The sequence below is a fragment of the Sulfuricurvum sp. genome, assembly GCF_030691015.1.
GTDB lineage: Bacteria > Campylobacterota > Campylobacteria > Campylobacterales > Sulfurimonadaceae > Sulfuricurvum.
Window position 1 is genome coordinate 173,054 of sequence record NZ_JAUYFF010000008.1, and the last position, 15,502, is coordinate 188,555.

Annotated in this window: 13 protein-coding genes; 2 read left to right on the forward strand and 11 right to left on the reverse strand. The window is 44.3% G+C overall.

Translation table 11 applies throughout. The features are described 5' to 3' along the window. Positions 1-8: 8 nt before the first annotated feature. From Q8O20_RS07280 to Q8O20_RS07315, 8 genes are all read right to left on the reverse strand, one after another. The gene (locus tag Q8O20_RS07280; protein WP_305530622.1) at positions 9-1,415 is read right to left on the reverse strand and encodes a COG3400 family protein; all 1,407 of its coding nucleotides are present in this window, start codon (positions 1,413-1,415) and stop codon (positions 9-11) included. Between the two features lie 76 nt (positions 1,416-1,491). Continuing rightward, complete coding sequence (locus Q8O20_RS07285; protein ID WP_305530623.1) at positions 1,492-2,241, reverse strand: TIGR02757 family protein; 750 nt, start codon at positions 2,239-2,241, stop codon at positions 1,492-1,494. Further along, positions 2,241-3,506, reverse strand: coding sequence for an RNA polymerase factor sigma-54 (locus Q8O20_RS07290; protein WP_305530624.1), 1,266 nt, complete (start codon positions 3,504-3,506; stop codon positions 2,241-2,243). Before Q8O20_RS07290 ends, Q8O20_RS07285 begins: the two co-directional genes overlap by 1 nt. Positions 3,507-3,512: 6 nt before the next feature. Continuing rightward, positions 3,513-4,235 carry an LPS export ABC transporter ATP-binding protein gene (gene lptB / locus Q8O20_RS07295; RefSeq protein ID WP_294893734.1) on the reverse strand — a complete coding sequence of 241 codons (723 nt, stop codon included), beginning with the start codon at positions 4,233-4,235 and terminating at the stop codon, positions 3,513-3,515. Continuing rightward, positions 4,228-4,638 carry a tRNA (adenosine(37)-N6)-threonylcarbamoyltransferase complex ATPase subunit type 1 TsaE gene (gene tsaE / locus Q8O20_RS07300; RefSeq protein ID WP_305530625.1) on the reverse strand — a complete coding sequence of 137 codons (411 nt, stop codon included), beginning with the start codon at positions 4,636-4,638 and terminating at the stop codon, positions 4,228-4,230. Before tsaE ends, lptB begins: the two co-directional genes overlap by 8 nt. Then, positions 4,635-5,615 (reverse strand): anthranilate phosphoribosyltransferase, encoded by a 981-nt coding sequence (trpD, locus tag Q8O20_RS07305; RefSeq protein ID WP_305530626.1) that lies wholly within the window; start codon positions 5,613-5,615, stop codon positions 4,635-4,637. The genes tsaE and trpD overlap by 4 nt, the downstream gene beginning before the upstream one ends. Further along, the gene (locus Q8O20_RS07310) at positions 5,612-5,860 is read right to left on the reverse strand and encodes an RNA-binding S4 domain-containing protein (RefSeq protein ID WP_295013221.1); all 249 of its coding nucleotides are present in this window, start codon (positions 5,858-5,860) and stop codon (positions 5,612-5,614) included. Before Q8O20_RS07310 ends, trpD begins: the two co-directional genes overlap by 4 nt. A 105-nt stretch (positions 5,861-5,965) precedes the next feature. Continuing rightward, positions 5,966-7,705 (reverse strand): YgiQ family radical SAM protein, encoded by a 1,740-nt coding sequence (locus tag Q8O20_RS07315; RefSeq protein WP_305530627.1) that lies wholly within the window; start codon positions 7,703-7,705, stop codon positions 5,966-5,968. A gap of 59 nt (positions 7,706-7,764) precedes the next feature. On the opposite strand from Q8O20_RS07315, the gene Q8O20_RS07320 reads away from it, so the two are divergent. Beyond that, complete coding sequence (locus Q8O20_RS07320; RefSeq protein ID WP_305530628.1) at positions 7,765-8,196, forward strand: iron-sulfur cluster assembly scaffold protein; 432 nt, start codon at positions 7,765-7,767, stop codon at positions 8,194-8,196. Further along, complete coding sequence (locus tag Q8O20_RS07325) at positions 8,193-9,020, forward strand: iron-binding protein (RefSeq protein WP_305530629.1); 828 nt, start codon at positions 8,193-8,195, stop codon at positions 9,018-9,020. Before Q8O20_RS07320 ends, Q8O20_RS07325 begins: the two co-directional genes overlap by 4 nt. 81 nt (positions 9,021-9,101) lie before the next feature. On the opposite strand, the gene Q8O20_RS07330 is transcribed toward Q8O20_RS07325, so the two are convergent. The 3 genes from Q8O20_RS07330 to Q8O20_RS07340 all read right to left on the reverse strand — a co-directional run. Continuing rightward, positions 9,102-11,060, reverse strand: a complete 1,959-nt coding sequence (locus tag Q8O20_RS07330; protein ID WP_305530630.1) for an EAL domain-containing protein — start codon at positions 11,058-11,060, stop codon at positions 9,102-9,104. Positions 11,061-11,062: 2 nt separating this feature from the next. Next, positions 11,063-11,707 (reverse strand): transglutaminase-like cysteine peptidase, encoded by a 645-nt coding sequence (locus Q8O20_RS07335; protein WP_305530631.1) that lies wholly within the window; start codon positions 11,705-11,707, stop codon positions 11,063-11,065. 22 nt (positions 11,708-11,729) lie between these two features. Further along, a partial coding sequence (locus Q8O20_RS07340) for a DUF4114 domain-containing protein (RefSeq protein ID WP_305530632.1) occupies positions 11,730-15,502 on the reverse strand: 3,773 nt, incomplete at its 5' end.

Here is a 15,502-nt window from a genome sequence, read left to right on the forward strand (position 1 = left end):
GCGCAGGGTTAAATTTGAGTTGGGATGAAAAGCTGGTGGTAGCGTCCGAGTTTACGATACAGCACTTCCGGATCGGTTGAAAAATACGCCGTAAACGGGTTCATAAACATTTTAGAGGTAAACGGCAACACATGGAGAAAATTTTCCCTCTCGCGTAACTCACGGATCGGATTACTCTCTTGCGCTGAGACACGAATCGATTTGGAAAAAATGGCGGAGAGATTGTTAAAATGTTCAATCACCTCATTTTTATGGGAGCCCTCTTCATTTATGTAGTCTATGAGTTCAAGGTTAAATCCAAATTGGGAGGAGACGTCGAAGATGGTGGTGGAGATGTTTTCAATATGCCCCTCTTCGCTCAAAATCACCACACTCTCGTGCAACGAAGAGAATGAACAATCGGCGAGTTTCAACACCGGCACATTTCCGGCATAGAGCTTTTTCCGTATCGAGGTAATTGAAAAAGCGGTGTGAGAAACAAGGAAAAGACCGATATGATATTTTTTGATGTCATTAAGGATCATCCCCTCATCCGGCAGGGCTTCATACCCGATATCAATCGTCACATCACCTTGAGCAGAAGCTTTAATCATTCTCAGTACGTCAATGTCGCCCGGATTAATCACCTTAATGATAAGAGGTTTGCGAAGCTTTTTCTGGATGAATACGCTTCGTCTGACCAATGCCATTATGGCTGAAGATTTTTCGATACTCATATCGATATAGAGGTAAATTTTAGACCCAAACGGTGCCGGAAACTGACCGAGTTCCCGCTTAATCGCTCGGTAAATCGAGCGTAGTACCGCCGGATCACCGACCAATACCAACGTATCGTTGGGTTGAATCATTTTATTGTCACTCGGGATAATCAACTGTCGGTTACGGTAAATAGCCGCAATTTTCCAATTCTTTTGCTCAATCGAGCCGATATGACGGTAGACAAATGAGCTTCCGAACGGAACCAAAACTTCCATGATCTCACCTGAACCCAATCCTATATTTTTAGCTAAAACAGGGATGTTCGGGAGATAGTCGATCATATTGGCGGCAATAAGCTCTTGCATATTGACCCATTCGATATCATCGCACGGACTTATCGTATTCCATAAATCGAGAGCAATAATTCGAATATTCGGCTTATTCAAACGGATATTTTTAATCGTATGTTCCAAATCGCTTTGGTTTTCCATGGCCAACACCACTTGCCAAAAATCCATCTTTAATAAATTGGCAATTTTGTAAAAACTGGTGGGGTCAAATTGAAAGAATTTGTATCGTCCCGGGTTATACCCCTCAAAAACTTTATCACTTGTTTGGACAATATAATAAAGATTTTCAGTGGTATAGGTACCGATTACACGTTCAATAAAGTGCTGACCGATAGCTCCGTCACTGACGATTAAAATTTTTTTCATTAGGACATAAACTTCTTATCATTCAATTTTATGGACGAGATTGTACCACAATCTATACATAGCCCCCTATTGCTTTTCATCTCGGAAGGATTTTTTCCTGCCCTATCCGATAGAGGGCAAAATCGTATTTCAGGGGGTCAAGGGGATCAAATAGTTTAAGAGCTTCGGTCAGTTCGATAGCGGCTCTCATATCACACTGAGACCTGCTTAAAAGCCCAAGCGCGCGTGAAACGTTAAAAGTATGGGTATCAAGCGGCATAATCAAATCGCTTTGACTCACCCCGCTCCATAATCCCATATCGAGTTCGCATTTGCGTACCATCCACCGCAGGTACATCATCCACCGTTTCATGGCTGAGGCTTTTGTTATGGAGACAATCGGTTTTCCGATCAAAAATTCATACCCTTTGGAACGATACGGGTTAAGGTCATAAAGAGATGTTATCAATGTTGATACTCCGCCGATAACACCATCTGACGAATACCCATCTTTAAAGGCCTTCTCAGCCCCGCCAGAAGCTTTTAAGTCCCTAAGGGTACAAAACCATTGAATAATATCTTCGCTACTCTGAAAGCGATAATATTTCCCCTCTAACTGTGAACGTAAAACCGATTCTTCGCAATCTGTTAAATCCTCATTTAAAGAGGTTAAAAAAGCAACAATAGCTTTGGCACTCCCGTACGAGAATAGAGCACACGTCAGGGCATGATGCTGATCCATAGTGGTTCTGGCTACCATCAGAGGATCGGGACGTTCGGCACACAACTCATCTTTATGGTTTCGAGCGGCTACCTGCTCATCGAGATACGCTTTTAAATGGTTCACTAACGCCCTAAAAGATAAAGCTGTTTACGCTCGCTGGAGCCTGCGATATTGAGCTGTTTACGGTATTTTGCGATCGTTCGGCGCACCATCGTGATTTTAAATTTCTCTTGGATCATTTCCAAAAGTTTCATATCGCTGAGAGGTTTTTTATGGGATTCGTTTTTGACCAGTTCCGCCACATAATCTTTGATTGCGGCATTGGAGACATCTTCATCGATAGCGGTGGTGAAAAAATCTTTCATCGGATAAATGCCGCGATCACAGGCAATGTATTTGTTAGCGATGGCACGTGAAATAGTGGAGGGATTATGACCGAATTCATCGGCAAGCGTTTTAAGGGTGAGCGGTTTGATCGCACCCCCCGTAAAAAAATCGTACTGATATTCGACGATCATCAATCCCACTTTATAGAGGGTCGCTTTACGCATTTCCAACGCATCGACTAGGCTTTTTGCCTCTTTAAGCTTTTCACGGACAAACGGATGATCGACGCCGTACGCGGCATCAATGGTGACACTCGGATAATATTGATCATTAAGTCTTACCTCGATCCCCTCTTCGGGATCATTGTGAATCATCAAATCGGGAATCACTTGCTGAGAATCTTCCAAATAATCAATCGCAGGGGGATTTTTAAAACTCCCGACTACCCGCATCGCCTCTTCAAATGCACTCTCTTTACGATAGCGCCCCAACTCGTCCATGTGGGTAATCATTTCACGGGCAAGATCATATCCCGCGTCGCTGATCGAGGCAGATTCAAGCTGAAATAGAAACGATTCACTGACGTTGCGCGCACCGATCCCTACCGGTTCGACATGGATAAATCGGAGACGGATTTTTTCAAATTGTTCCGAACTAATCCCCTGAGCTGAACAAAAAGCGGTGTCATCCCCCTCATAATATCCCCCCTCATCGAGGTTTTCAATGATATGTCTGGCAATGAGCTGTGATACGGGGGTAGGAAACAGTGAACCGTCAACCTGCTCTTCGAGTATTTCATACAAACTTTTATGCTGAATCGTAAGGGCTTCAATCGCTTCGCTGTGGGAATTTTGGACATAGCCGTATTGAATTTTTTTCGGGATTCTCGATTCAAAGGACTCTTCATATCCCGATTTAATATCGATAAGAGGGTTCCCCTCAACAAACGGAGCCATCGCTTCACCCAAATCACTCAGACTCGATTGAAGAATCGGAAGCCAGTTGCGCAGTGTGTTGGAAAGCTTATTTTTTAGCTCAACGCTTGTTTTTACCCGTAGCATGCGATACTAGAACTTAAACGATTCGCCGAGATAGTGTTGACGGACATCGCTGTTATGGGCGATCTCATCACTTGATCCTGATGCTAACAGCTCACCGCTTTTAATAACGTAAGCACGATCACATACCGCTAACGTTTCACGGACATTATGGTCGGTTATCAAGACACCGATACCGTATTCTACCAATTGGGAAATGACCCCCTGAATATCCATAACGGCAATAGGGTCAACCCCTGCAAACGGCTCATCCAACAGCAGAAATCGGGGTTTATTGACTAACGCGCGTGCAATTTCGGCACGACGGCGTTCTCCGCCGCTGAGATTGATCCCGCGACGGTTTCGGATCGGCTCAATGTTAAACATCTCCAGCAGCTCTTCGATCCGTTTTTCTGCCGTTTCCGCATCAAGATCACCTGCCTGCGCAGCAATTATAAGGTTTTCCTCTACGGTAAGGTCTTTAAAAATAGAGGCCTCCTGCGGCAGATACCCGATCCCCATACGCGAGCGTTTATGGAGCGGCAAATGGGAGACATCCTCGCCATCAATGTACACTTTACCAGCCGTTGCTTCGATAAGCCCGCATACCATATAAAACGTCGTTGTTTTACCCGCTCCGTTGGGTCCCAGCAATCCTACGACTTCACCGGTATGAAGCTCCATACTGATTCCACGGACAATTTCGTGATTCTTGATCGTTTTGACTAAGTTTTCAATTTTTAATTCATGCACGTTGCACCTCATAACATCGCGATTCATCGTCGCATTTGGTAATTTTTAAAATAACACTCTCCATTCCGGCACGGTTGAGCCATCCTATCAGCGTCTCATCTCCCCACTCGATCAAGTGATACCCCTCATGTTCGAGTTCTTCCATCATCCCAAGCGATAAAAACTTCTCAAAACCGTAATTATAGAGATCATAATGGTACAGTTTTTCACCGTAGCACTGTTGTAGCGAAAAAGTCGGTGACGTAACGGCATCATCTACCCCTAAATAATCGGCAAATGCCTGGGTAAAGGTCGTTTTTCCGCTCGCCAAATCCCCCTGTAAAACGACGATACCGCCATGAGGCAGCTCAGAGACGAGATGTTCACACAAGGGTGCTAAGTTATCAAGGGAGAGCTTCATCATAGTTTGGACGATACCGATATGATTTGTTTCAGCTTTTCGGCTGCTTTACCGCTAAGCAAAGTGTCACGGGCAATCTCAAGCCCCTCTTGAGCATCGCGTGCCATCCCCTCAGCCACGAGAGCGTATGCGGCATTAATCAGTACCATATCCCGTTGCGCTTCGGTTGAGCGGTTGTTTAAAATATCGGTGAGGATCTCGGCATTTCGTTCCGCTTCCCCGCCGAGGATCGCTTCAAACGGCGCTTTTTTGATCCCTAACATCTGAGGATCGATCTCGAAATACTCGATACCGCCGTTTTTCAGATGTCCCGCATAGGTAATATCGCTGATACTGATCTCGTCCATCTTTTCGCGGGAACTCACAACGATAGCTGATTGCATCCCCAGTTCACGTGCCGCTTCTGCCATTTTAGGGACAAACACCTCATCAAATACCCCAAGAAGTATTTTAGAGAGTCCCACAGGATTAGTGAGCGGTCCGAGGATATTGAAAATCGTTTTCTCAGGGATCGAGCGACGGATCGGCATGATGAACTTCATTGCAGGATGATGGTATTGGGCGAACAAAAAGGTAAATCCGCACTCTTGAAGAAGGGTCGAGCTTTGCTCCAGCGTTAGATCAAGTTTCACCCCCAGATATTCGAGGACATCGGCACTTCCAGATTTGGAAGTGATGGAGCGGTTCCCGTGTTTGGCGACGTATGCACCCGATGCGGCAAGGAGGAGAGCGACGGTGGAGCTGACATTAAAACTGCCGCTCTTGTCTCCCCCCGTCCCGACGACATCGATCAATTTAGGTTTAAGTTCAGCGGGGACTTCGAGGATGATCGAATGTCTACGCATCACCTCAGCGGCGGTTGCGATCATCTCCGAAGAGGTCTGCGCATTGAGGGATAATGAGAGTAAAAACTCCCGCATCTCCTCATCGCTCATTTTATGTTCAAAGAGTGCTTCAAAATCAGCTTTGGTGGCGTTCATGAGAGTTCCTTGATGTAGAGATGCTGTTGAGATTTCGGGGTCGATTTGATGCTAGGGATGGCGAGCACTTCATAACGCATCTGTTTTTCGAGATACACGAGGGTGATAATATCCCCTACTGCCACGTTTTTAGCGGGTTTCACCGCTTTATCGTTGATGTAGACAACACCCTCCCCGATCATATCCTGAGCGACGGCACGACGTTTGGTCAGATTGACGGCGTTTAAAAATTTATCGATACGCAAATAAAAGTTCCATAATGTTAAGTTTGAAGTGTTTATTGTAGGTAATTGAAGCTAAAAGAGAGGTAAGAGCGCAAAAATTGTTCCACTATTTTTCGGGTTTGCGATTTAACTCCCAAACCCGCTTTTAAAATTGTCTTTGGCAACGACGATCTGTTTTTGTTTCTCTTTGCGTGCCGTATCTTTTTCAACGAAGATTTTTTTGCGGGTTGCGGGGTCCATCTCGGTGTAGTACATCACCGCCGAGTACGTTCCCGGTGTCGGGGTAAAGACCTGTGCTTGTTCAGGGTTCATCTTGAGTTCATCAGTCGTAAAGCGTTTCAGATCGTGCATATCTTTCTCGGTACATCCCGGATGGGCGGCGATCAGATAGTAGGTCAAGAACTGCTTTTTCCCCTCTTCTTTGTTCAATTTGTCATAAAGCTTTTTAAAATCGACTAACGTTTGTTTCCCCGGTTTGTTCATCAGATGGAGGACGTGTTCTGAGGTGTGTTCGGGAGCGACTTTCATCTGTCCTGAGATGTGATGACGCACCATCTCTTTGAGGTATTCATACCCTTGGCGTTTGTCCTCATTTATCAGATCGTAGCGCACTCCTGAGGCGACAAACGCTTTTTTTATCCCCCGAATTTCTCGAAGACGACGGAGGAGATTGATAACACGGGTATGATCGACTTTCATCGATTTACACAGGTGGGTATCATCGACACACCGCTGATGATCACAGGTACCGTGCTTTAGCTTTTTGTTGCACTCATAGCCGTACATGTTGGCAGTAGGGCCTCCGACGTCGCTGATGATCCCTTTGAAATCCTTGTATTCGGTAAACTGCGTGGCCTCTTTTAAAATCGACTCTTCGCTGCGGGTACGGATGGTACGCCCCTGATGGACACCGATCGCGCAGAAGTTACACTCCCCCCAGCACCCCTGATGGGTCATAATGGAAAACTTGATCGTCTCCAGACACTTCACCGCACCTTGCGGTCTATGGTAGGGATGAAGCTCACGGGTAAAGGGCAATGCGCTCACGGCGTCCATCTCGTTCTCATCCAGATAATCGGCAGGAGGGTTTTGGATAGCGTATCGTCCGTCCACCTCTTGACATAACCCCTTTGCCGAGATGGGGTCGTTGTGGTTATAAAACAGATCAAAGAGATCGATATACTTCTCTTTGTTTTCCAAACACTCTGCATGAGACGGTAAGCTCAGATACCCCTCACGAGGCTCTTTAGCGATATAACATACCCCTCGAATGTTATGAGGTGATTCACCGGAGGCTAATGCTTTAGGCAGAGCGACAATCGCCCCCTCCCCCATCCCGTAGATCAGATAATCGGCTTTGGCATCAAAGAGGATCGGTTTGCGCAGTTTGTTTGTCCAGTAGTCATAATGGGTGACGCGGCGTAAACTCGCTTCGATCCCCCCCAACACTATAGGGACGGTGTTTTTGAAGTGTTTGCGGATCAGGTTCGTATATACGAGCGTCGCGCGATCGGGTCGCGCGTTATTAACACCGCCTGGGGTGTAGTCGTCGCTGTTACGGAATTTTTTGGTTGCGGTATAGTTGGAGACCATCGAATCGACACTCCCGCCGCTCACTCCCCAAAAGAGTTTCGGCTCCCCAAGACGCATTATATCTTCGTTCGTGATATCGGGTTGCCCGATGATCCCGACACGATACCCCTCCCGCTCCAATATCCGCCCAACAACGGCAACCCCGATAAAGGGTGAATCGATATAAGCATCGCCGGAGATGAGGATCACGTCACACTGATCCCATCCGCGTGCATCCATTTCAGCACGGGTGGTGGGTAAATAACGGAGAGTTTCAGGGGTTAGGGTTTTCATAGTGCGATTGTACGGTGAGGACTCTTACAAAGAGGTTCAACCTGCGTTATAATAATCAAATGGAAAATAATCTAAATCAAGAGATCATCGAGCATCTCATGCATCCTCACAACTACGGTCCGCTTGAAAATCCTAGCGGAGTTGGGGTTGGACACAGTGAAGAAAGCGGCGAATTCGTCATTTTTTATATCCAAAGTGAAGGCAATATCTTAGAGTCAGTCGCTTACGCCACAAACGGATGTCACGATACCGTTGTACTGGGGTCGATGTTCACCGAGATGATCAAAGGGCAATCGTATGAGTATGCCCGAAGTGCAGCACTAAAGCTACGTGATAAAGTAGCCCTTGGGCCGATAAAACAACAAGCGTGCGCTCAAATGGTTCTCACCGCCTTCGAAGCGGCACAAATCAATGAAGCACACCGATTTGAAGGGATGGAGGAAGAACTTCATGCGATTGAAATCGGTATGGAATGTGAGGTAGAGGTATGATGGATGCAGCTCTTTTTAGAACGAAACACCAACTGTGGCTGAGGATAGCATTTATGTCGTTCTCCGTGAGTGATCCATGGGTTAAAAATCGTCTCTATGAATTTTCACAGATCGAATTTCGCCATCTTAAATGGATTGCCGTATCTCTTTACGAAAACCATTCCGCGTATGATTATGAACGGGATAGTCGTTTTGAGATTGAGAGTGAATCGTTCTTTGCCCTTGTACGGACAACGATCAATGAGATCAAGTCTCTTCACCTTTTGTATGGAGATTCTCCCCTCTCAGAACGGATGGCTCATGATGAGCACTATATTCTCTCTACTTTGAACGCATACCTTGAAAAACTTACATTGGATGAGCCGCTTAGTGCTTTTAACCGCTCTCGCCATTGGCCGGATGCACTGTTAAACTCCGCAGAAACTGACGCGCTCACCCTCTTTTTATTCGAAGAGCTTTACAAAGAGTATGAACTTATTATGGTCTACTTTTACCGACAAATCCGTGCCGAAACGGCGGCAGAAGTAACCCATTTTCAAGACCTGATCGATGAATCGCATTTTCATCTCCGCTCGTTCGGAGAGATGATGGCGAAGATGGGGATTTTAGCACTTCCGAGAGTACTTCACCCTCTCACCTATGAAATTGCCGATATGGAAAAATTTCTCCGCTCAGGGATCATCGAAGAGGAGAATGCAAAGGAAGAGTGTCGTAAACTCTCATCATCCATACGCGACGAAAAGCTCTCCAGCTTTTTTGAGTTTATCAATTACCAAGAGAGCTATCACATTGAAATTATGAAAAAATTATTAGGAGAACACTAATGGAAGAACAAGGGAATATTTATATCTTATTGGCCGTTGTAGCCGTTTTCGCATATGTCCTTACCCGTAAAAAAGGGTAAGCTACAACAGTGCTACGGGAGCAATGAATGAACCTTGGAATTGTTCAATTCCAAGTGCTTTCAAATGTTCAACATCCTGAGCCTCTTCAATATTTATCGCAATAATCGAAATCCCGAGACTACGGATGACGTTGTTAAAACTCTCTCTGCTTTTTCCCGTATCTTGATCGAACATCATATCTTGCAAATAGGCACAATTGGCTTTCACGTAATCAGGTCGAATGGTTTGAAGATAGTGCGCTCCCGCTTCAGGGATCGTAAAATGGTCAATCCCGAAACGATAACCGAACCTTTTAACCATAGCACTAATAGCGGATACTGCTTCAAGCTCATTCAGTGCTGTGGTATTGTTCACTTCAAACCACAACACCAAGTCATTATGACGATTAAAATTTTCCAGTTCTTCTCTCAACCACTGTATATTGGCGTATTTTTTCACAAAATCACCACTCAGGTTTAGTGCCAACGGAGTAATCGGATGGTGATCTTTGATATGCTTAAGGACTTTTTCGATCATATAGCGATCAAGGGTATCGATAAGCCCCAAACTCGTCGCAACAGGGATAAAATATCCGGCTGAATGGATTGTCCCCTCTCGATCAAGCAAACGTAAAAATATCTCCTCATGTAATACACTGAGGGTGTCAGCACGCTGTTCAACGACACTTTGAAATGCCAAAAGCATCCGTGATTCTTCTAGACTTTTAAGCAACTCTTCCCGCCACTCGTCACGTCCAAGCACCAAAGCACTATCATTGACTTGGTTTTCTTCAACCACAAACTGCCCACATTGTTTTGCCTGGATCACTGAATGATCGGCACGAGAAAAAAGTGCTTTCAGCGTATCATTTTCACTATACGTTCCGATTCCGCATCCGATGAGTAAATAATCTAAAATTTCACGGTCTATTCCCACTATGACCTGAGCGACTTTGGAAATAACATTTTCAATTTGAGGGGTAATCGAATGTATCTCACACGCGGGAAGAACGACGAAAAAATCAGATTCATTGAGTCTCGCGATCAATGCATGTCGAAAAGAACCTAAGTGCGCATTCAACGCTTCAGCAAGAGCATTAATAACTATGTTATAGCGATCATACCCCTTCTCACGCTTTAGCCGATCTATCTCATCCAAACTAACCATTACATAAGTTCCCGAAGATAACGATGCATCCGACTGAAGATAATCAGGAAGTTTTGCGGCAAGATAACGTCGGTTATGAAGTTTGGTTTCCGAGTCTTTATAGAGAAGTTCATGATAACGTAACAGCGTCTCATTTTCTCTCTCAAAAATATCTTTTACTTTTTCGACCATTGCATTCATAGCCGTTGTAACCGACCGAAATTCGGTCGTAAAAGGGATCTTTTTCTCAATAATGAATTCGTTGTCAAGAATGGCTTTCGCTTGTTTCTTAATTCGCTTGAGTGATTGAAGACTCACACTTAGGAGCACATACAGAGTCAGAAACACGACAATGGCAATCATTAAAAACGTTTGTACCAAATCGATCAAGGTTGAATAAAGCTGTCGATAGGTATTTCCCGTATGTGCGCTTACTTCGAGTGTGCCGAAACGGCTCCATCCTATCATAATATCGCTGGATGCACTCGCATTATAAATCGGTACCATATCGATAAACCATTGAGGTACATCACTGACATAAACATCATTTTCTCGGGTATAGACCTCTTTTCCATCGACATCGACTAAACGTATACTTTGATAATATCCGCTGTCATAGATCGCATTGATCATCGTCTCCATACTCGACGTATCGGAGGAATCGGCAACTTTTGAGAGTGAAAGTCCGAGAGAATGGGCTGTATTTTTGGCATCATTATAAAGCTGATTTTGGGCAAATTCGGTGGCAGAGCGAAAATTCAACACCATAACCGAGACTAAAATCACCGCTAAAAAGAGGCTCAGCATTATCACCAGTTGTTTAAATAAACTCATTTTTATTCCTTTGACCTTGTTATTGATAATTCATTCCATGGGCGTTTTTGGCGGGTTGACGCCGGAACCATTTTGCCGATTTGTGCCTGCTTGGCATTGAACAGTTCATCCCCGCTGAAACTGTAAATCGGGATCAAATCATTACGCTGTGATGCAGGGAGAATTTTGTAGTTGTAATTATCCAAAACCAACGGGACAGAACGGGGAGTTTCATAGTACGTGAGTACTAAATGGGCTGTTTTGTACCGAATCGATTTGGCATAGGTCATAAAGAGTTTGGAAGTAGGAACTCCCAGCTCTTTAAGGGTAAAATATTTGGCGATAACATAGTCCTCGCAATCGGCTTTATCTTTACCGATAAACTCATACCGTGTCGCCCAATAATCACTCTCCCCCCATATCGCCTTATCCGAAGCGTATGGGGTTTGATTGAAAAATTCGTTCACTTTTTCAAGCTTCTCCATCTCATCTACGTCACGTGATTCATTCATCATCTGCACAAGAGCAAAAGCTCTTCTCTTTGCAAAAGCACCGTATTCACGCTCAATTTTATCTAAAAAAACTTTGGTAATAGAGAATTCGGGAGAGCTAAGGAGTACGGCAGCAAGTGCCGCCGTAATGAAGAAAAGGGTGAGCGTTTTTTTCATCCTTTTATTTTAGCGTAATTCACTACGAGTGTGTAATATCTTGTTCAATTTTCACAGTAACAGTTGGATCGCCTGCATTGCTACTATACGTATAAACATCAAACCCGCCATCAATAGCTTTTGCTACCGAGTAATTACCGCTAGTCTGCGGAATATTGACACTGTCTGCACTATCACCAACGATGGTTAACGTATGATTGCTGTCTGTCATATCGATCACATCGGACAATGACAAATTGGTTAGCTGATGATTTCCTTGTGATAAATCTATGATTTCGATATTAGCAATCGGATTATTATTAGAACTTAGTGCTTTAAAATTGATATTGGTGTCACCCGTAAAAATAAGGGTATCTGTTCCGGCGCCTCCATCAATCGAATTGACAATATTATCTCCCGTCAAGGTATTATCGCCATCTATACGCGTTGCAACCAAATCGGTAATCAATGTGTCATTGCCAAAACCTCCGAATAATTTATCTGATCCTGAGCCTCCGACTAAAATATCATTTCCGTTATCCCCATTAAGCGTATCATTTCCATTGTTACCGTATATCGTGTCATCACCTTCTGTTCCGTTCATAGTGTCATTTCCGCTACTGCCGTTGAGGGTAGAACCGGTCGGAGCAGTTATCGTGTACTCGATGACATTAAAATTACTCTCATTTCCTTGATCATCGATCCCGCTAAATTGAATCTCTCTGGTACCGTTAATGCCTGAATCGGTCTGGAAACTAATCGAACTGAGCAGTTCAGAATAGACACTCAACGATGCGGTTCCTGTGAAATTCAAGATTCCGGTAATACTATTGAATCCAGATGAATTAATACCGGTATCTATACCGTTAAGAAGTACATTTCCATTTCCGTCAATCGAATACATAGGATCAAGTTTCAATGCATCACCAGTGTGATAATTAGTAGTAATAGCTACAGATGAACTGGTTAAATTTTCGCTATCCGGATCAGATATGACGACATCTCCTAACCATCCTGATGCTAATGATTTCATCGTCGCGGTACCCAGATTGATTTCAAAAACAATGTCTTCGAAATCCTGATCTCCACCGCCATACAAATCTTCGAATCCGATTTTTAACATGCCATCAGTACTTCCTCTACCGCCGATAGCATGAACTCGATCGTCACGGTTCAAATTAGAATAGCTTAAAAAGTAAATCTGTCCTAAATCTGCTGTCGATTGATTATTGACCAATGTTCCGTTTGCATATAGATTCGGTGTCTCTTGATCATAGATGGTAGCCGAATTTCCTGTAGAAGAATTTATAACATTTAATGTCTGACCTGCTCTCACACCATCTGTATAACCATCTGCAATAAGAAAGAATCCTATCTTCGTCCCTTCTGTGATTGAACCTAGATTGACAGTTGAGGCATTGGGAATCAATGAACCTCCACTTCCTGTTGCGGATGCATTATCCCAAATAATTTGCATATTGCCAATGGTTCCGTCTTCTGCAATAGTGTACCATCCGAAAGAGCTTTTAAATCCGGCACCTTCTGAGATAAATTTAACCGATATATCTTGTGTCGTCTGTAGGATTATCTCACCAACATCGATCTGTTGAGCCGATGACAGGGTCTGCCCTTCGTGTACCGTAGGGAAATCACGTAACATTAAGTCTCCATAATCGCTCCCAACTTTTTCTTGAGATGAAGTAAGTGACGTATACGAAGAAACAATGGTTGGAGATTCATCAATATTTGTCTCATTGAGCGTAATCGTCGCAGTGGTCATGTTACCAACACTATCTTTGGCGTTGATAGCATAGTTTCCGCTGTTGATTCCTTGTTCGAAGTCGTTCACTGCTGAAGCCGCTCCCGCCGTGGTGAGAGTGATGACACCGCTGTTATCGATTTGATAAAAACCATCCGCGGAGGTGTTAGTTCCTGTCGCCGTAAAAGTAAAGCTAGTAATTCCGACATTATCACTGGCTGCTACGTTAGCAACGGTTGCACCTGCAGTTTGACCTTCTGCATAGGTGAAACTTTGGTTTGCTATCACCGGTGCGGTCGTATCGACGCTGGAAGTTGCCGTCACATCGATTTGTCCCGTTGCAGTATCACCATCCGCATCTTGCATAAGATAGGTGAAAGTATCATTGCCCTCAGCATAACTGATTCCTGTTGCACTTTTTAGAGAAAATTTTACGCCGTCGTTATCTGCACCGTGTGAAAAAATAGCTAGGTATTGGAAGGTTCCTTCCGGATTGACAGCTACGCTGAAATCTTTTGATGATACATTGGTTAAGCCTTCTCCGACATAGTGTCCATTACTATCATACGCAACCCAATAAACTTCACCGTTAGAACCTGAACCGCTTTGTTGATTGGTTCCGCTGTACATGCCCAAGGTTAGATCAGTAATAGCGTGTTCGAAATCAACAACTAAGACCTCAGGTTCATTGGTATCGGCATTGATATAATCCGCATTTCCAGTTCCCCCTGCAACTCCTAATCCATTGATTTGATACGCAATGGTTCCACTTGGAGCACTCAAATCAAGCGTTTGTGGTCTAATATAACTTGATGTCGCCGTATCATAAGTGAAATAATGGCTTTCTGCCCCTGTTGGGTTTTCTTTAAATGCATACAATCCTGTCCCTGTCCATGCAGGAGCTAAACCACTTCCACCGATAGAGGAAGAAAGCGAAGACGTGTATGTGTATGCACCATTTTGATTGATGTTCAAGGAACCATTCTCAGTTGTTATGGTTGCATTACCGTTATTATCTAGCGCATAAGTAGTACCGTTATAGACGATACCGGTTACTTTGCCCGGCATATCAGCACCCAAATCATTGGTTAGAACATTTCCATTCACCGTCGTGCCAACGGTAGCGATTGTTATTGATGCCGTATCTGCAATTGCACGCGGCGCATCATCCTCAATCGTAACACTCAAAGTTCCAGATGCTGTTAGGGCACCATCAGACACAGTAACACTAACGTTGAATGATTTAATATCCTCAACATCTACCGTTGCATGATCTATGGTATCACTCAGAGTAACCGTATACGCTCCCGTATTGGTAATATTAATGCGAATAACCTCTCCGGCAGTTGTACTACCGATCAAAGTATTCGTATCAATACCGCTCCATGTTACCTCTAACCCATTCGATGTCAATGCAGCCGACGGAGTTCCTAGCACTACAGAGCTAATAGTGCTATCAATATCTGAAATATTAAACGTGCCTGTTGCAATTGTAGAATTCGTTGTGTCACTCGGTGTCCCTGTCGTATCAGCAATACCGTTGATAAGTCCTTCTTCAGAAACGGATGAAGACGCAGTAAACGTTCCAAATTTTGGAGCTTCATTAATGTTAGTTTCTCCTAATATAATCGTCACATCGGTGACGTTTCCTACCGCATCTTTCGCTGTGACACCGTAGTTTCCGCTATTAGTTCCTTGTTCGAAGTCGTTTACCACAGAAGCAGCACCCGCCGCAGTTATAGTGATTTGTCCGCTGTTATCGATTTGATAAAAACCGTCAGCGGAGGTGTTAGTTCCTGTCGCCGTAAAGGTAAAGCTAGTAATTCCGACATTATCACTGGCTGCTACGTTAGCAACAGTTGCACCTGCAGTTTGATTTTCCGCATAGTTGAAACTTTGGTCTGTAATAACTGGAGCACTTGTATCGACGCTGTAGGTCGCACTGTCGGTCGCGCTCGCTTCGCCGTTGATATCACCCGTTGTGGTGGTGACGCTGGCGCTGATCGCACTGTTCGCCGCCAAGACCGATCCAGGGACGTTGATGCTAAACGCACCGC